The sequence below is a fragment of the Pseudomonas sp. EL_65y_Pfl2_R96 genome (genome assembly GCF_963970905.1).
Lineage (GTDB): Bacteria > Pseudomonadota > Gammaproteobacteria > Pseudomonadales > Pseudomonadaceae > Aquipseudomonas.
This window is the reverse complement of record NZ_CAXAQH010000019.1, coordinates 1-16,347: the sequence shown is the minus strand read 5'-3', so window position 1 is coordinate 16,347 and position 16,347 is coordinate 1. Positions and strand designations below refer to the sequence as shown.

The window sequence follows — 16,347 nt, the reverse complement described above, 5'->3', positions numbered from 1 at the left end:
TGTGGGAATTGTGTGGAGTTGAACAAAGATCGTCCGAAGGCTGCGATCTTTAGCGGTCTGAAGGCAGGCGTAAACTCACCTGCACACCGCCGTCAACATTACCGATGCTCATCATGCCGCCATGCAACTTGACCACCTCTTCAACGAAGTTAAGCCCCAACCCCGTACTTTTACGCCCACTGTCCGGACGCGGCAGTGAGTAGAAGCGCTCACTCAAGCGCGGCAATGCATAGTCGGGAATCGCCTCGGCCTGGTTGAACAGCCTGAACTCAATCTGCTCACCGACTCGTTCGGCGCAAAATCGCAACACACCGTACGCCGGGGTGAAATCCAACGCATTCTCCAGCAGATTGCCCAGTGCCTGACGCAACAGAAACGGCTCGCCGAGCAGATTCAGATCCGCTGCAATGTGCAGTTCCACACGCAATTGCTTGCCTTCGATTCGCGCAGCCTGCGCGCTCAGCAGCTCATCGACCAAATCCGCCAACGGCACGGCCACCCGCTCTTCCAGCCCTTGGCGCTGTTCCACCTGCGCCAGGTTCAACAGTCGTTCGATCAACTGCTGCATGCGTGCACTTTCGCTATCAATGTTGCTGACGAAACGCTGCTGCTGGGCCGGCGGCATCTCGCCTTGCAGCAACTCCGCCGCGCCACGAATCGCCGCCAGCGGGCTTTTCAATTCATGGGTCAGGGTGTGTACATAACGCTCGACGTAGGCTTTGCCTTCGAGCTGGGTGCGCATCTGCTCCACCGCCGTGGCCAGTTGTTCCAGCTCGCCGCCACGATAATGCGGCACCTCGACCCGACGACCTTCGCTGACTGCCTGGGCATACGCCGTCAACCGCCGCAGCGCCGCGCTCAACCACCAGGACAACAGCGCGCCGAACAGCAAACCGAGGCCGATCAGGCCGGCACCATACGCCAGCAATCGCCGCTCGGTGCGATCAACGTAAGGCTGCAGCGAGCTGTTGGGCTTGGCCACCGTCACCACGCCGATGATCTGGCCGTTGTCGCGAATCGGCGCCCCCACGTGCATCACCGACGAGGTTGAGTCATCCGGGTTGCTGCGAGTCGAACGAGCGCCGTATTCGCCACGCAGGGTCAGATAGACGTCGTTCCAGCGCGAGAAGTCCTGGCCCACCGCGATGCCGCTGGAATCCAGCACCACAATGCCCTTGGCATCGGTGACGTAAATGCGGTGGTTGACCTGATTCTTCGGCAGCCCCCAGATTTTCGCCTTCGGTTGCCGTTCGCCATAAGCCTTGAGCAACTCGGGCCAGCGGTTCTGGCTGAGGGTGCCGGCCTTGAAGTCGTCACGCAGGATCTCGGCCATCAGGTTGGCGGTGTCCACCAGGGTTTCTTCGGTGGACTGGCGCACACCAGGGCGGATTTCCTCCATCACGGTGTTGAGCACAAAGTAGCCAGTCAGGCCGATGAACAGCACGTAGACCAGAAAAATCCGGATCCCCAGTGGCATCAGCTGTGCCCCGGGCTGTAGCTGTAACCGAGGCCGCGGTGGGTCTGGATTGGCTCGGCGTCGGCCTTCACCAGACGCAATTTGGCGCGCACGCTCTTGATGTGGCTGTCGATGCTGCGGTCGTAACCGGCATCGGCGGCCACGCCCAGCGCATCAAGCAGTTGTTCGCGGCTGAAGACTCGCTCGGGCTGTTCCAGCAGGCATTGCAGCAAACGAAACTCATGGCGAGTCAGGCTCAGGGGCTGACTGCGATAGCTGATCTGCACCCGTTCGCTGTCGATGCGAAACAGCGCTGAAGCCACCTCCGCTACCGGTCGTGGCGCCATGCGCTTGAGAATCGCCCTGACCCGCGCCGCCACTTCCCGAGGGCTGAACGGTTTGACCACGTAGTCGTCGGCGCCGATCTCCAGGCCCACCACGCGGTCGATTTCGGCGTCACGGGCGCTGAGGAAGATCACCGGCACGTCGCTGAAACGCCGCAACTGCTTGCAGGTCTCGAAGCCGCTGATGTCTGGTAGGCCAATGTCGAGAATGATCAGGTCGGCCGGCGTGGCGCGCTGATGTTCAAGCGCCGCCACACCAAGGCTCAACCAGGCGGTGGTGAAGCCGTCGCCCTGCAAGGCGAAAATCAGGGTGTCGGCAATCGCCGCTTCGTCTTCGACAATCAGGATATGAGGCATGGCATCCGAGCCCGGAAGTTAAGTGGGCGAACGGTGCCCCAAGGCTGATTCGCCGTCAATCAGCAGTCGGGTTTGTCGGCCGTGAAGCGACGCGCCGGGTTCACCGCCGCACCGAACTCACGCAGGGCTTTGGCGCCGATCAACAACGGGTAGTTGAAACTGCTGCGGTCGGTGAGGTTGACCTCGACGGTGCGCTTGACGTTGCCCAGGCACAGTTCCAGATCGACCACCGGACGCTTGGTCGGCTCGATCACTTCCTTGTCATCCTCGTCTTCTTCGGAGCGGGTCTTGATCTTGCTGATCCGCGCGACCTTGTGTTCGTAGACCTTGTTGCTCGCGCCTTTGGTGGCAAGGCGGAAGCGCACCCACTCATCACCGTCGCGGGTGAAGGTTTCGATGTCTTTGGCCGACAGCGACGCGGTCAGGGCGCCGGTGTCCATTTTGGCCTTGAGGACTTCGCCGCCGATTTCCGGCAGCGCGATGTATTCGTAACGCCCGTACAGGGTCGGCTCGGCGGCCAGAACCGGCAGGGCCACGAGGGTAAGCAGTGCAAGGAGAGATTTCACGTAAGGGGCTTCCTTGGAGAGTGGGCAGCGGGATTTTAGACCGTTGCCTTTGAATTCGTTCGATGTCGTTGTAGGTGCGATCGTTTCCAGCATACTGCCGCAAACGTGAAACATTCGTCACCACCGATTTGGCCTGCCATGCGAAGCTGCTTATCATGGCGCGCCCAAACGCTTTCAAGAGTTACTTATGCGCCGCCTGCTCACCGGCTATTTCGTTACCCTGCTGCTGTTGCTTAACACCCTGGTCCTGTTCGGGCCTTTGATGGTATTCGCGCTGCTCAAACTGCTCCTGCCCGGGCGCTTTCGCGATTACGCCTCGTGGGCGGTGATGTGGATTGCCGAAACCTGGGCCGAAATCGACAAGCTGATCTTCCGTCTGTGCATTCCCACCCAATGGGACATTCGCGGCGGTGATGATCTGCGCCGCGACACATCGTATCTGGTGATCAGCAACCATCAGTCCTGGGTCGATATCCCGGCGCTGATCCAGACGCTTAACCGACACACGCCGTTCTTCAAGTTCTTCCTCAAGAAAGAACTGATCTGGGTGCCGTTCCTGGGCCTGGCCTGGTGGGCGTTGGACTATCCGTTCATGAAGCGCTACAGCAAGGCGTTCCTGGAGAAGCACCCGGAGCTGGCCGGCAAGGACCTGGAGATCACCAAACAAGCCTGCAAGTTGTACAAACGCCAGTCAGTGACGGTGGTCAATTATCTGGAAGGCACCCGCTACACAGCAGCGAAAAGCAACCAACAACAGTCACCCTTCACCTACTTGCTCAAGCCCAAGGCGGGCGGCGTGGCGTTCGTGCTGGCAGCGATGGGCGAACAGCTGGATGCCATTCTCGACGTGACGGTGGTGTATCCGCAGCAGAAGATTCCGGGGTTCTGGGATTTGATCAGCGGCAACGTGCCCAGGGTGATCATCGACATCCACACTCGCGAACTGGACCCGGCACTGTGGCAAGGCGATTACGAAAACGATCCGGCGTTTCGCGAAACGATCCAGAACTGGGTCAACCAGCTCTGGATCGAGAAGGACCGGCGCATCAAGGCACTACGCGCCGAGGGCTGACTCAGCTACCGGCGCCTGTGCCCCAGATCCCGCCAAGATTTTGCAGCAGCGAACCGGCAACGCCTTGTTGACCGAGGTATTGCAGGATCACCGGGGCAAACAGGCCGACCATCCCGGTGTCCATGCCCAAAGCGCTGAAGGCGTTGTTCAGGTCCTTGGTGTCCTTGACGTTACCCAGCAAGCCATCGAGCAACGCATTCTTATCCGAACCGGCGCCAAGCAGCCCGCCCAATCCATTCAGACCACTGATCGCGCTGTTGCCGGCGATCTGAGCGAGGCCCGGCACATTTTTGCTCAGTTCGGAGAAGTCCTGACCGCTGAGCTGATTCCTCGCCAGCCCCAACATCGCGCCGGCACCGCCGATAGCCTGCTCCGGGGTGATGTCGAGCTGCGAACCCAGGGTATTGAGCAAACCGGCCGCCTTGGGCGCCGCCGCCACGATGCCATCGGCATCATCGCCCTCGTCGGCATCATCCCCCTCGTCGCCCTGCATCGCCGAAACCGCTTTGGCCGCATCAACGAGGCTGAACTGTGCAAAGGCCGGGCTGGCGGCCAGCGTCGTCAACGAAGCGACAGCCATGAGCGATGCCAGTGCAAAACCGCGTGAAACGTTCATCCAGACATCCTCTTGTGCCACACGAAGACCGCCCAATAACGAGGACGGCAAAACTGCCGATTTGACCGGGTATCCGCTGGCATGTTCCTCGTCTGCGCGAGCATTTTTACCCAGGTGGCGTTCGCGCGATGAATGGCACGCCCGCTCCCGCTGAACGGCCGCAGGGCGGTTCCTTGTGGCGAGGGGGTGGTGTGTTCCCCATAAAAAACGGCGACCCGAAGGCCGCCGCTTTTGTTTTGCATGAAGCTTTACGCCGCACTAAACAACTTGTGCGGATCGATCACAAACTTCTTCGGCACGCCCGCATCGAACTCGCCGTAGCCCCGTGGTGCGTCGTCCAGGCTGATGACTTCCACCCCCACGATGTCGGCAATCTTGATGCGGTCCCACATGATCGCCTGCATCAACTGGCGGTTGTACTTCATCACTGGCGTCTGGCCGGTGTGGAAGCTATGGGATTTAGCCCAGCCCAGACCGAAGCGGATGCTCAGGCTGCCCATTTTCGCGGCCGCATCCACCGCACCTGGATCTTCGGTCACGTACAGGCCAGGGATACCGATTTTGCCAGCCACGCGAACTACGCCCATCAGGGAGTTGAGCACGGTGGCCGGGGCTTCGTGTTTCACGCCAGAATGGCCATGACCGCGGGCTTCGAAGCCCACCGCATCGACGGCGCAATCGACTTCTGGCTCGCCCAACAGCGCAGCGATCTGCTCGTGCAGCGGAGTGTCTGTCGACAGGTCGGCGATTTCGAAACCCTGAGCCTTGGCGTGTGCCAAGCGGATCGGGTTGACGTCACCGATGATCACCACCGCCGCGCCCAACAGGCGAGCGGAAGCGGCAGCCGCCAGACCAACCGGGCCGGCGCCCGCGATGTACACCGTGCTGCCTGGGCCAACACCGGCGGTCACTGCGCCGTGGTAGCCGGTTGGCAGGATGTCGGAGAGGCAGGTCAGGTCGCGGATTTTCTCCATGGCCCGATCGCGATCCGGCAGTTTCAGCAGGTTGAAGTCGGCATACGGCACCATGGCGTATTCGGCCTGGCCACCGGTCCAGTCACCCATGTCGACATAACCATAGGCACCGCCCGGACGCGCCGGGTTGACGCTCAGGCAGACACCGGTGTGCATCTCTTTGCAGGAACGGCAGCGCCCGCAAGCGACGTTGAATGGTACCGATACCAGATCGCCGATCTTCAGGTTCTCGACATCGCTGCCCTTCTCGATCACTTCACCGGTGATCTCGTGGCCCAGTACCAGACCGGTCTGAGCGGTGGTACGACCGCGCACCATGTGCTGATCGGAACCACAGATGTTGGTGGAAACTACGCGCAGGATGACACCGTGCTCGATCTTCCTGCCGCGCGGGTCCTGCATTTTGGGATAGTCGATTTTCTGTACTTCGACCTTGCCAGCGCCGAGATACACCACACCACGATTACCAGACATGCTTTCACCTCGCTGTTGTTTTTATGTAGCGGTCGCGTCGCCAAGGATCGGCGGCGCGTTGATTGCTCGGGTTATTGCCTGTGTCTTTTTGCGTTGCCTGTCAGGGCCTCATCGCGGGCAAGCCCGCTCCCACAGGGTTTTGTGTCGCCCACAGATCTCGGGCACACCGCAGCCCACTGTGGGAGCGGGCTTGCTCGCGATGGCGATCTAAAGAACAACAGTGCGATTGGCGTTCAAAAACACGCGTCGTTCAATGTGATAACCAACGGCCCGCGCCAGGGTCAGCCCTTCAATATCCCGCCCCTTGGCAATCAAGTCTTCGGGATAGTGGCTGTGATCCACTGCCTCCACGCCCTGGGCGATGATCGGGCCTTCGTCCAGGTCGTTGTTGATGTAATGCGCCGTGGCGCCAACCAGTTTCACGCCCTTGTTGTAGGCCTGGTGATAGGGCTTGGCCCCCTTGAAACCCGGCAGCAGGGAGTGGTGAATATTGATCGCCTTGCCGTCGAGTTTGCGGCACAGCTCTGGCGACAGGACCTGCATGTAACGGGCAAGAATCACCAGTTCGGCGCCGGACTCTTCGATCACCTGCCAGACCTGACGCTCCTGGGACGGCTTGTCGTTGGGGTCCAGCGGAAAATGGTAGTACGGAATCTGGTGCCAGTCGGCCAACGGCTTGAGGTCCGGGTGGTTGGAAACCACGGCGGCCACGTCCATCGACAATTGGCCGATGCGCTGGCGGTAGAGCAAATCGTTGAGGCAGTGATCGGCCTTGGAGACCATGATCACCACTTTTGGCCGGTAATTCGGCGGGATCAGCTCGAAGATCATCCCGAAGGCGTTACCACGCTCTGCCAGACCCGCGCGAAAGGCTTGTTCGTCGAAACCGTCGGGCTGACGGAATTCCACACGAATGAAGAAACGGCCCGAGAGCCGGTCATCGAATGAATGGTGCTCGGTAACGTAGCAGCCCTGCTCGAACAGAAAGCGGGTCACCGCATCCACGGTGCCGAGGACGCTAGGGCAATCGGCGGTCAGAATCCATGTGTCTGGGGCGCGGCTCATAGTGCGGTGACTCCTATCTGATCGTTCCCACGCTCTGCGTGGGAACGCCGCCATGGACGCTCTGCGTCCGGCTGTAAAAGGGACGCAGAGCGTCCCGGGATGCATTCCCACGCTGAGCGTGGGAACGATCAGCGGAGCGTGGGAACGATCATTACGCCTGGACGCTAAGCCCGTACTCAGCGGCAGCATCCTGCAACCACAACCACCAGTAATCCGAGAAGCTACGGCGGATCAGCAGTTCCCAGGTGTCTTCAGCGGTATGGCGGATCACTAGTTGCGACTTGGCAAACACGGTGCCAACAGCTTTGCCCACCGGGAAGTTGTTGGGGTGCACGTCGTAGCTGGTGGATTTCATCAGCACCTGGCGCACATTCGGGCCGCTCAGTTCGAGGATCTGCTGGCCACCACTGACGTTGACGATCTGGATGTGCAGGTCGCCCAGCGCTTCACGCAGTTTTTTCTCGGCGGCGAATTCTTCACCGGTCGGCACGATCAGCAGCCATTCATCCGGCCCCATCCATTGCAGGCTGGTTTCGCCTTTGATCACCACGGTCAGCGCGGACGGCAGTTCCAGGCCGAGGGCCTTGTGCACGCCAGCGGCGAACGCGGCATCGTGGCCATCGCCACGGATGGTCAGGTGACCGAGGAGTTTTTTCTCACGCACGGTCACGCCGGCGTTCTTGCGACCCTTGCCCACCAGGCTGGCGAGGTCGGCATGATGCAACGACGACTCGGCCTTGGCCCCAGTGGTTGGGCGTTGTTGGTAAACATTGGCTGCGGTCATAAAGCACCTTTCTTTTGTTGATCGTTCCCACGCTCTGCGTGGGAATGCCGCCATGGACGCTCTGCGTCCGGCTGTTAAAGAGGGACGCGGAGCGTCCCGGGATGCATTCCCACGCTGAGCGTGGGAACGATCAGCAGAGCGTGGGAACGATCGACTTACACGTTCTGGCGATCGCCTTTCGGATCGAAGAACACCGAAGAAACGATTTCCGCCTCGATCACGCTACCGTCGGCCAGCGGCGCGAACACCCGCTCACCCATGCGCTTCAGGCCGCCCTTGACCACACCCATGGCAAACGAATAGCCGAGGGAGTTGTGCAGGTAGCTGGAAGTCACGTGACCCACCATCGTCATCGGGATGGTTTGCTTGGTGTTGAACACCAGTTGCGCACCTTCCGGCAGCCATTTGGTCGGATCGATCGGCTTCAGACCAACCAGCTGTTTGCGCTGATCACGCACGCAGTCTTCGCGGTTCATGCCACGCCAGCCGATCCACGAGAACGGTTTGGTGCGACCAACACACCAGCCCATGTTCAGGTCGTCCGGGGTCATCGAGCTGTCAGTGTCCTGGCCAACGATGATGAAGCCCTTCTCGGCCCGCAGTACGTGCATGGTTTCAGTGCCATATGGCGTCAGGTTGTACTGCTTGCCGGCCTCGACGATTTTTTCGAGCACGCCCATGGCGTAGTCGGCCTGCACGTTGACTTCGTACGACAGCTCACCGGTGAACGAAATCCGGAACACCCGCGCTGGTACACCGCCGACCAGACCTTCTTTCCAGGTCATGAACGGGAACGCTTCGTTGCTCAGGTCGATGTCGGTGACTTCGCTGAGCAGCTTGCGGCTGTTCGGCCCCGACAGGGTCATGGTCGCCCAGTGATCCGTCACGGAAGTGAAGTACACCTTCAGGTCTGGCCATTCGGTCTGGTGGTAGATTTCCAGCCATTGCAGCACGCGTGCGGCGCCGCCGGTGGTGGTGGTCATCACGAAGTGGTTATCGGCCAGGCATGCAGTCACGCCGTCGTCGAACACCATGCCGTCTTCTTTGCACATCAGGCCGTAACGCGCCTTACCCACATCGAGCTTGGTCCAGGCGTTGGTGTAGATGCGGTTGAGGAACTCACGCGTGTCCGGGCCCTGGATGTCGATCTTGCCCAGGGTCGAAGCGTCCAGCAGGCCGACGCTGTCGCGCACGGCTTTGCATTCGCGTTTGACCGCGGCGTGCAGGTCTTCACCGTTTTTCGGGAAGTACCAAGGACGTTTCCACTGACCGACGTCTTCGAATTCGGCACCGTTTTTTACGTGCCAGGCGTGCAGCGCGGTGTAGCGAACCGGCTCGAAGATGTGCCCACAGTGACGACCGGCCACGGCGCCGAAAGTCACCGGCGTGTAGTTCGGGCGGAACATGGTGGTGCCCATCTGCGGGATGGTCACGTTCAGCGAGCGGGCGGCGATGGCCAGACCGTTGACGTTGCCGAGCTTGCCCTGATCGGTGCCGAAGCCCAGTGCGGTGTAGCGTTTGACGTGCTCGACCGACTCGAAGCCTTCGCGGGTCGCCAGTTCGATGGCGGCAGCGGTGACGTCGTTCTGCAGGTCGACGAATTGCTTCGGCGCACGGGCAGTGGCTTTCTCGTGAGGCACCTGGAACAGCGCCAGCGTCGGCTCTTCCAGACGGCTCAAGGCTTTGGGCAATACGCCTTCGACCTTGCTGAAACCGGCTTCGCTGGCCGCGCGAGCACCACCTTCAAAACCATCGGCCAACGAATCGCCGAGGCCGTAGACGCCGTTGATGCCACCGACGCACACGCGTTTTTGCGGTGCTTCGCCCGGTACGAAGCCGAGGATATCTTCACGCCAGATCGGCTTGCCACCCAAGTGCGACGCCAGGTGAACCACCGGGCTGTAACCGCCGGAACTGGCGACCAGGTCGCAATCGAGCCACTCGCCCGGGCTGGTCACGGTGTGTGCTTTTACATCAATCGCGGCAACGCGAGCGGCGGTGACGTGCTTGCTGCCACGGGCCTCGATCACGGCGCTGCCGGTCAGGATGCGGATGCCTTTGGCGCGGGCTTCTTCCACCAGCGCACCGCGAGGGTTGCTGCGGGCATCGGCGATCGCCACCACTTGCAGACTGGCATCGAGCCAATCCAGCGCTACGCGGTAAGCGTGGTCGTTGTTGGTCGACAGCACGAGTTTTTTGCCCGGTGCCACGCCGTAACGACGCACATAAGTCGACACAGCGCCGGCGAGCATGTTGCCCGGTACGTCGTTGTTGCCATAAACCAGTGGACGCTCGTGAGTACCGGTCGCCAGCACTACACGCTTGGCGCGAACCCGGTGGATGCGCTGACGCACCTGGCCAATCGGGGCACGGTCGCCGAGGTGATCGGTGAGGCGCTCGTGAATGGTCAGGAAGTTATGGTCGTGGTAGCCGTTGACCGTGGCGCGCGGCAACAGCAGCACGTCCGGGGTGTTTTTCAGCTCGGCGATGACGCTGGCGACCCACTCGGTAGCAGGCTTGCCATCAAGGCTTTCGCGGGAATCGAGCAGGCTGCCGCCGAACTCTTCCTGCTCATCGGCCAGGATCACACGCGCACCGCTACGGGCAGCCGCCAGTGCAGCCGCCAGACCCGCAGGGCCAGCGCCGACGATCAGCACGTCGCAGTGCTGGTTCATGTAGTCGTAGGTGTCCGGATCGTTCTCGGTCGGCGAGCGGCCAAGGCCGGCAGCCTTACGAATGTACTTCTCGTAGGTCATCCAGAACGATTGCGGGTACATGAAGGTTTTGTAGTAGAAGCCCGGCGGCATCAGCTTGCCGCCGACCTTGCCGAGAATCCCCATCATGTCGTTGTTCACGCTCGGCCAGCCGTTGGTGCTGGTGGCGACCAGGCCTTGATACAGCGCTTGTTGCGTGGCGCGCACATTCGGGATCTGCGTGGCTTCGGTCGCACCGATCTGCAGCACAGCGTTCGGCTCTTCGGCACCGGCGGCGAAGATGCCGCGCGGGCGGGAGTACTTGAAGCTGCGGCCGATGATGTCGACACCGTTGGCCAGCAATGCAGCGGCCAGGGAGTCGCCTTCAAAGCCTTTGTAGATCTGGCCGTTGAAGGTGAAGCTCAGCACTTTGTTGCGGTCGATGCGTCCGCCGTTGGACAGGCGATTGATCTGGCTCATACCTTCTCTCCCAGAGCCGTGGCGGCCGCTTTCGGGCTGTCGGTCTTGTCGGTGAACTGCGGCTTGGTGCCGATCTTGTAGGTTTCGAGAATCTCGTAGGTCACGGTGTCACGGGTGACGTTGAAGTACTGACGGCAACCGGCGACGTGATCCCACAGCTCGTGGTGCAGACCGCGAGGGTTATCGCGGAAGAACATGTAGTCGCCCCACTCCTCGTCGGTGCAGCTGTTCGGATCCAGTGGACGCGGTATGTGCGCCTGGCCGGATGCATGGAATTCCTCTTCGGAGCGCAGTTCGCCGCAGTGAGGACAGAAGATATGCAACATGGGGATTTCTCCTGTTAGTGGGCAACCGCAGCAGCGCCGTGTTCGTCGATCAACGCACCGTTGTGGAAACGGTCGATGGAGAAAGGTGCGGCCAATGGGTGCATTTCACCCTTGGCCAGGCTTGCGGCAAACACGTTGCCCGAGCCAGGTGTTGCCTTGAAGCCACCGGTGCCCCAACCGCAGTTGAAGAACATGTTCGGTACCGGGGTTTTCGAGATGATCGGGCACGCATCCGGCGTGGTGTCGACGATGCCGCCCCACTGACGGTTCATGCGTACGCGGGACAGCACCGGGAACATCTCGACGATGGCCTGGATGGTGTGCTCGATCACCGGGTACGAACCACGCTGGCCGTAGCCGTTGTAGCCGTCGATACCGGCGCCGATCACCAGGTCGCCCTTGTCGGACTGACTGATGTAACCGTGTACGGCGTTGGACATGATCACGCTGTCGATAATCGGCTTGATCGGCTCGGACACCAGCGCTTGCAGCGGGTGCGATTCGATCGGCAGACGGAAACCGGCGAGTTTGGCCATGTGCCCGGAGTTACCGGCAGTGACCACACCAACGCGCTTGGCGCCGATGAAGCCCTTGTTGGTTTCAACGCCGATGCACACACCGTTTTCCTTACGGAAACCGATCACTTCGGTCTGTTGAATCAGGTCCACACCCAATGCGTCAGCGGCACGGGCAAAGCCCCACGCCACGGCATCGTGACGGGCCACGCCGCCGCGACGCTGGACGGTTGCGCCCATCACCGGGTAGCGAGTGTTCTTGGAGCAGTCGAGGTACGGGATCTCGTCCGCCACTTGCTTGGCATCGAGCAGTTCACCGTCCACGCCGTTGAGGCGGTTGGCGCTGACCCGACGCTCGGAATCACGAATGTCCTGCAGGGTGTGGCACAAGTTGTAAACGCCACGCTGGGAGAACATCACGTTGTAGTTCAGGTCCTGGGACAGGCCTTCCCACAATTTCATCGCGTGTTCGTACAGGTGCGCCGACTCGTCCCACAGGTAGTTGGAGCGAACGATGGTGGTGTTGCGCGCGGTGTTACCGCCGCCCAGCCAGCCTTTCTCGACCACGGCCACGTTGGTGATGCCGTGCTCCTTGGCCAGGTAGTAGGCGGTCGCCAGACCATGCCCGCCACCGCCGACGATGACCACGTCATAGACCTTTTTCGGGGTCGGCGTGCGCCACATCTTCTGCCAGTTTTCGTGATGGCTGAGGGAGTGTTTGAAGAGGCCGAAGCCCGAATAGCGTTGCATAGTCATTTACTCCAAAACCGCGCTCAGCGATAAACCGGGAAGTCCGCGCACAGGGCTGCCACTTGCTGCGCGACATTGGCCTCGACATCGGCATCGCCGAGGTTGTCGAGGATGTCGCAGATCCAGCCGGCCAGCGTGACGCACTGGGTGACCTTGAAGCCGCGAGTCGTCACCGCCGGGGTGCCGATACGCAGGCCGGAGGTCACGAACGGCGACTGTGGATCATTCGGGACAGCGTTCTTGTTCACGGTGATGTGGGCGCGACCGAGTGCTGCGTCCGCCTCTTTGCCGGTGAGGCCCTGACGGATCAGGCTGACCAGGAACAGGTGGTTATCGGTGCCGCCGGACACTACATCGTAGCCGCGTTTGATAAATACGCCGGCCATGGCCTGGGCGTTGTCGATCACTTGTTGCTGGTAGGCCTTGAAGCCAGGCTCCAGTGCTTCCTTGAAGCACACCGCCTTACCGGCGATGACGTGCATCAGCGGGCCGCCCTGGGCACCCGGGAACACCGCGGCGTTGAGCTTCTTCTCGATTTCTTCGTTGGCCTTGGCCAGGATCAGGCCGCCACGCGGACCGCGCAGGGTCTTGTGGGTGGTGGTGGTCACCACGTCGGCGTAAGGCAGCGGGTTCGGGTACAGGCCGGCAGCGACCAGACCGGCAACGTGGGCCATGTCGACGAACAACAGCGCACCGACCTTGTCGGCGATCTGGCGGAAACGTGGGAAGTCGAGGGTCTTGGAGTAGGCCGAGAACCCGGCAACGATCATTTTCGGCTTGCACTCGACGGCCAGGCGCTCGACTTCGTCGTAATCGATCAGCCCGGTCTTGGTGTCGATGCCGTACTGCACGGCGTTGTACAGCTTGCCCGAGGACGACACTTTGGCGCCGTGGGTCAGGTGACCACCGTGGGCCAGGCTCATGCCGAGAATGGTGTCGCCGGCTTGCAGCAGAGCCAGGTACACGGCGCTGTTGGCCGAGGAACCGGAGTGCGGCTGCACGTTGGCGTAGTCGGCGCCGAACAGTTGCTTGGCGCGTTCGATGGCCAGGGCTTCAACCTTGTCGACGTGCTCGCAGCCACCGTAGTAGCGCTTGCCCGGATAGCCTTCGGCGTACTTGTTGGTCAGGCCGCTGCCTTGCGCTTCCATGACGCGTTTGCTGGTGTAGTTCTCTGACGCGATCAGCTCGATGTGATCTTCCTGGCGTTGCTCCTCGGCATTCATCGCCGCCAGCAGTGCATCGTCGTAACCCTTGATCTGGTCTTGCTTGCTGAACATCGCGTCTCTCCCAGCGGCATCTATGCGCCATTCGTCTCGGTAAGGCACTGGCATTACGGCAGTGCCCTTTGGATGCGATGGTATGACCGGCGCAGACAGGTCAAATGCCTATGGACGCCACGCAAAGGTGCGTTTACGACATGAGCCGAAAAGCCTGACCGGACACAATCTTAAAATCAGAATGGATCCCTTGTGGGAGCGGGCTTGCCCGCGATAGCGGTGGGTCAGCTGACATCATGCTGGATGTGATGCCGCCATCGCGGGCAAGCCCGCTCCCACAGGGTTTTGCGCGCCCCTGTAGAAGGTCAGGAGTCAAGCGATGAGTGGGCGTAAGGTCAGAAGCACGAGGAAATGCGCGGGATAGAGCGTGTAAGCCCAGCGGCGCATCGGCAGTGGCCGGATGCCTTGGGCGTGTCGCAATAGCAGCAGCCCCAGCAACGGCGCAATCAGACACGCGGCAATGCCGAGGATCGCCGCACCGCTGCCGAACCGGGCAGCGGCATACAGCACCTGCCATTGATTGGCCGCCAGGCAGACCAGCCCCGGCAACAGGCTGAAATACCAGGGCCGGTGGATCACCAGCAACATCGACAGTGGCAACAGCACACCGAAGAAACCGAACATCAGTCGCTCCTGGAACAGTGCCGCCAGCATCAAGGCACCGACCGCCAACAGTCGCGATTGCAGCCTTCCGTACTGCCAGCCACGGGCCACCAACAACCCCAGAGCCAGCGTGGGCAACACGTTTAAGGTGTCGGAGTCAGGAATGTACATCCGGTAGGGGATTTCGCTCAGAGCACTAAACAGCAGCAACCAACCGAGGTAGCGCCACTGGCCGTCGGTCATGACTGCGCGGGCACGCGACAGGTTTGCCGCCATCGCCAGGCAGAACCATGGAAACGCCAATCGGCCCGGCACATACAGTAGATCGATGGAGTACCCGACATATCGCAGGTGATCGAGCACCATGCTCAGCAGCCCCAGCCACTTGAGCAGATCCAGTGCACCATCCCGTTGAGTCATGTGCATAATTGCCCGAGGCGTTTGTATTTTTTCTGACAGACTCATCCCGTGTGCTCCCCGGACGATCTTCGGTAGAGTGCGCACCATCATTGACCACGAAGCTCTTCACCATAAGAGTTTCGACCACGGAAGCCGGCCATGACCGATAAGAGCCAACAATTCGCCAGCGACAACTATTCCGGTATCTGCCCTGAAGCCTGGGCTGCCATGGAACAGGCCAACCACGGCCACCAGCGCGCATACGGCGACGATGAATGGACCGCACGCGCGGCCGATCAATTCCGCAAACTGTTCGAAACCGACTGCGAAGTGTTCTTCGCCTTCAACGGCACTGCGGCCAACTCGTTGGCCCTGTCGTCGCTGTGCCAGAGTTACCACAGCGTGATCTGTTCGGAAACCGCCCACGTCGAAACCGACGAATGCGGCGCGCCGGAGTTTTTCTCCAACGGTTCCAAGCTGCTCATCGCCCGTACCGAAAACGGCAAGCTGACGCCGGAATCGATCCGCGAAATCGCCCTCAAACGCCAGGACATCCACTACCCGAAACCCCGCGTCGTGACCCTGACCCAGGCCACCGAAGTCGGCAGCGTGTACACCCCGGAAGAAATCCGCGCCATCAGCGCCACCTGCAAAGAACTGGGCCTGAACCTGCACATGGACGGCGCGCGGTTCTCCAACGCTTGCGCATTTCTTGGCTGCTCACCAGCCGACCTGACCTGGAAGGCCGGCGTCGACGTGTTGTGCTTCGGCGGCACGAAAAACGGCATGGCGGTGGGCGAAGCGATTCTGTTCTTCAACCACAAACTGGCCGAAGACTTCGATTACCGCTGCAAACAGGCCGGGCAACTGGCGTCGAAGATGCGCTTCCTCTCGGCGCCGTGGGTCGGGATTCTGGAAAACGACGCCTGGCTCAAATACGCCCGCCACGCCAACCACTGCGCGCAGCTGCTGGCCGAACTGGTGAGCGACATTCCGGGCGTGGAACTGATGTTCCCGGTGCAGGCCAACGGCGTGTTCCTGCAACTGTCGGAACCGGCCATCGCCGCGCTGACCGCCAAGGGCTGGCGCTTCTACACCTTCATCGGCAACGGCGGTGCACGGTTCATGTGCTCGTGGGACACCGAAGAAGAACGCGTGCGCGAATTGGCGACGGATATTCGGGAAGTGATGGCAGCCTGAAGCCCCCTCCAGGCTGATCGTTCCCACGCTCTGCGTGGGAATGCCTCTCGGGACGCTCCGCGTTCCTGCCTCACCGCCGATGCAATGCCGAGCACCGTTGTGACGCAGAGCGTCATGGGCTGCATTCCCACGCAGAGCGTGGGAGCGATCAACTGTCGGAACCGGCCATCGCCGCACTGACCGCCAAGGGCTGGCGCTTCTACACCTTCATCGGCAACGGCGGTGCACGGTTCATGTGCTCGTGGGACACCGAAGAAGAACGCGTGCGGGAATTGGCGACGGATATTCGGGAAGTGATGGCAGCCTGAAGCCCCCTCCAGGCTGATCGTTCCCACGCTCTGCGTGGGAATGCCTCTCGGGACGCTCCGCGTTCCTGCCTCACCGCCGATGCAATGC

Annotated in this window: 14 protein-coding genes and 1 pseudogene; 3 read left to right on the top strand and 12 right to left on the bottom strand. The window is 61.1% G+C overall.

The genetic code is table 11. The features are described from left to right. Window positions 1-49 precede the first annotated feature (49 nt). Genes creC through rloA2 form a run of 3 tightly spaced genes read right to left on the bottom strand, consistent with a single transcriptional unit; the run spans window position 50 to window position 2,723 of the window. A complete protein-coding gene (gene creC, locus AACY49_RS18915) occupies window positions 50-1,477 on the bottom strand; it encodes a two-component system sensor histidine kinase CreC (RefSeq protein ID WP_339525691.1) in 1,428 nt (475 codons plus the stop codon). Beyond that, window positions 1,477-2,157, bottom strand: coding sequence for a two-component system response regulator CreB (creB, locus tag AACY49_RS18910; RefSeq protein ID WP_258698745.1), 681 nt, complete (start codon window positions 2,155-2,157; stop codon window positions 1,477-1,479). The genes creC and creB overlap by 1 nt, the downstream gene beginning before the upstream one ends. A gap of 59 nt (window positions 2,158-2,216) precedes the next feature. Continuing rightward, window positions 2,217-2,723 carry a retropepsin-like aspartic peptidase RloA2 gene (gene rloA2, locus AACY49_RS18905; RefSeq protein ID WP_339525690.1) on the bottom strand — a complete coding sequence of 169 codons (507 nt, stop codon included), beginning with the start codon at window positions 2,721-2,723 and terminating at the stop codon, window positions 2,217-2,219. A 187-nt stretch (window positions 2,724-2,910) separates the two neighbouring features. Between rloA2 and AACY49_RS18900 the strand changes: the two genes are divergently transcribed. Then, on the top strand, window positions 2,911-3,795 hold the full coding sequence (locus AACY49_RS18900; protein WP_339525688.1) for an acyltransferase: 885 nt from the start codon (window positions 2,911-2,913) through the stop codon (window positions 3,793-3,795). A 1-nt stretch (window position 3,796) separates the two neighbouring features. On the opposite strand, the gene AACY49_RS18895 is transcribed toward AACY49_RS18900, so the two are convergent. The 9 genes from AACY49_RS18895 to AACY49_RS18855 form a co-directional block, all read right to left on the bottom strand. Next, window positions 3,797-4,411 carry a DUF2780 domain-containing protein gene (locus tag AACY49_RS18895; protein WP_258698743.1) on the bottom strand — a complete coding sequence of 205 codons (615 nt, stop codon included), beginning with the start codon at window positions 4,409-4,411 and terminating at the stop codon, window positions 3,797-3,799. Window positions 4,412-4,659: 248 nt separating this feature from the next. Beyond that, window positions 4,660-5,859, bottom strand: a complete 1,200-nt coding sequence (gene fdhA, locus AACY49_RS18890; protein WP_320393095.1) for a formaldehyde dehydrogenase, glutathione-independent — start codon at window positions 5,857-5,859, stop codon at window positions 4,660-4,662. Between the two features lie 207 nt (window positions 5,860-6,066). Further along, window positions 6,067-6,924, bottom strand: coding sequence for a formyltetrahydrofolate deformylase (gene purU / locus AACY49_RS18885; protein ID WP_339525686.1), 858 nt, complete (start codon window positions 6,922-6,924; stop codon window positions 6,067-6,069). A 151-nt stretch (window positions 6,925-7,075) separates the two neighbouring features. After that, window positions 7,076-7,708: a sarcosine oxidase subunit gamma gene (locus tag AACY49_RS18880; protein WP_320393094.1), complete on the bottom strand. Its 633-nt coding sequence runs from the start codon at window positions 7,706-7,708 to the stop codon at window positions 7,076-7,078. Between the two features lie 155 nt (window positions 7,709-7,863). Continuing rightward, window positions 7,864-10,881 (bottom strand): sarcosine oxidase subunit alpha, encoded by a 3,018-nt coding sequence (locus AACY49_RS18875; protein WP_339525685.1) that lies wholly within the window; start codon window positions 10,879-10,881, stop codon window positions 7,864-7,866. Continuing rightward, on the bottom strand, window positions 10,878-11,207 hold the full coding sequence (locus AACY49_RS18870; protein ID WP_007907563.1) for a sarcosine oxidase subunit delta: 330 nt from the start codon (window positions 11,205-11,207) through the stop codon (window positions 10,878-10,880). Before AACY49_RS18870 ends, AACY49_RS18875 begins: the two co-directional genes overlap by 4 nt. Before the next feature lie 14 nt (window positions 11,208-11,221). Beyond that, window positions 11,222-12,472 (bottom strand): sarcosine oxidase subunit beta, encoded by a 1,251-nt coding sequence (locus tag AACY49_RS18865; protein WP_007947735.1) that lies wholly within the window; start codon window positions 12,470-12,472, stop codon window positions 11,222-11,224. A gap of 23 nt (window positions 12,473-12,495) precedes the next feature. Next, complete coding sequence (gene glyA / locus AACY49_RS18860) at window positions 12,496-13,749, bottom strand: serine hydroxymethyltransferase (RefSeq protein ID WP_223485487.1); 1,254 nt, start codon at window positions 13,747-13,749, stop codon at window positions 12,496-12,498. A gap of 312 nt (window positions 13,750-14,061) precedes the next feature. Continuing rightward, window positions 14,062-14,778, bottom strand: coding sequence for a TraX family protein (locus tag AACY49_RS18855; RefSeq protein WP_339525781.1), 717 nt, complete (start codon window positions 14,776-14,778; stop codon window positions 14,062-14,064). 132 nt (window positions 14,779-14,910) lie between these two features. Here AACY49_RS18855 and AACY49_RS18850 point away from each other — a divergent pair, with 132 nt between their 5' ends. Together AACY49_RS18850 and AACY49_RS18845 are read left to right on the top strand one after the other, a co-directional pair. Beyond that, window positions 14,911-15,951: a threonine aldolase family protein gene (locus AACY49_RS18850; RefSeq protein ID WP_258698738.1), complete on the top strand. Its 1,041-nt coding sequence runs from the start codon at window positions 14,911-14,913 to the stop codon at window positions 15,949-15,951. A 149-nt stretch (window positions 15,952-16,100) separates the two neighbouring features. Continuing rightward, a pseudogene (locus tag AACY49_RS18845) lies at window positions 16,101-16,259 on the top strand (threonine aldolase); the annotation flags it as partial. Between the last annotated feature and the right edge of the window lie 88 nt (window positions 16,260-16,347).

Bases quoted from the DNA above. Each gene is read 5' to 3' on its own strand.
- creC (WP_339525691.1), bottom strand. From the start codon at position 1,477: ATGCCACTGGGGATCCGGATTTTTCTGGTCTACGTGCTGTTCATCGGC.
- creB (WP_258698745.1), bottom strand. From the start codon at position 2,157: ATGCCTCATATCCTGATTGTCGAAGACGAAGCGGCGATTGCCGACACC.
- AACY49_RS18900 (WP_339525688.1), top strand. From the start codon at position 2,911: ATGCGCCGCCTGCTCACCGGCTATTTCGTTACCCTGCTGCTGTTGCTT.
- AACY49_RS18895 (WP_258698743.1), bottom strand. From the start codon at position 4,411: ATGAACGTTTCACGCGGTTTTGCACTGGCATCGCTCATGGCTGTCGCT.
- fdhA (WP_320393095.1), bottom strand. From the start codon at position 5,859: ATGTCTGGTAATCGTGGTGTGGTGTATCTCGGCGCTGGCAAGGTCGAA.
- purU (WP_339525686.1), bottom strand. From the start codon at position 6,924: ATGAGCCGCGCCCCAGACACATGGATTCTGACCGCCGATTGCCCTAGC.
- AACY49_RS18880 (WP_320393094.1), bottom strand. From the start codon at position 7,708: ATGACCGCAGCCAATGTTTACCAACAACGCCCAACCACTGGGGCCAAG.
- AACY49_RS18875 (WP_339525685.1), bottom strand. From the start codon at position 10,881: ATGAGCCAGATCAATCGCCTGTCCAACGGCGGACGCATCGACCGCAAC.
- AACY49_RS18870 (WP_007907563.1), bottom strand. From the start codon at position 11,207: ATGTTGCATATCTTCTGTCCTCACTGCGGCGAACTGCGCTCCGAAGAG.
- AACY49_RS18865 (WP_007947735.1), bottom strand. From the start codon at position 12,472: ATGCAACGCTATTCGGGCTTCGGCCTCTTCAAACACTCCCTCAGCCAT.
- glyA (WP_223485487.1), bottom strand. From the start codon at position 13,749: ATGTTCAGCAAGCAAGACCAGATCAAGGGTTACGACGATGCACTGCTG.
- AACY49_RS18855 (WP_339525781.1), bottom strand. From the start codon at position 14,778: ATGCACATGACTCAACGGGATGGTGCACTGGATCTGCTCAAGTGGCTG.
- AACY49_RS18850 (WP_258698738.1), top strand. From the start codon at position 14,911: ATGACCGATAAGAGCCAACAATTCGCCAGCGACAACTATTCCGGTATC.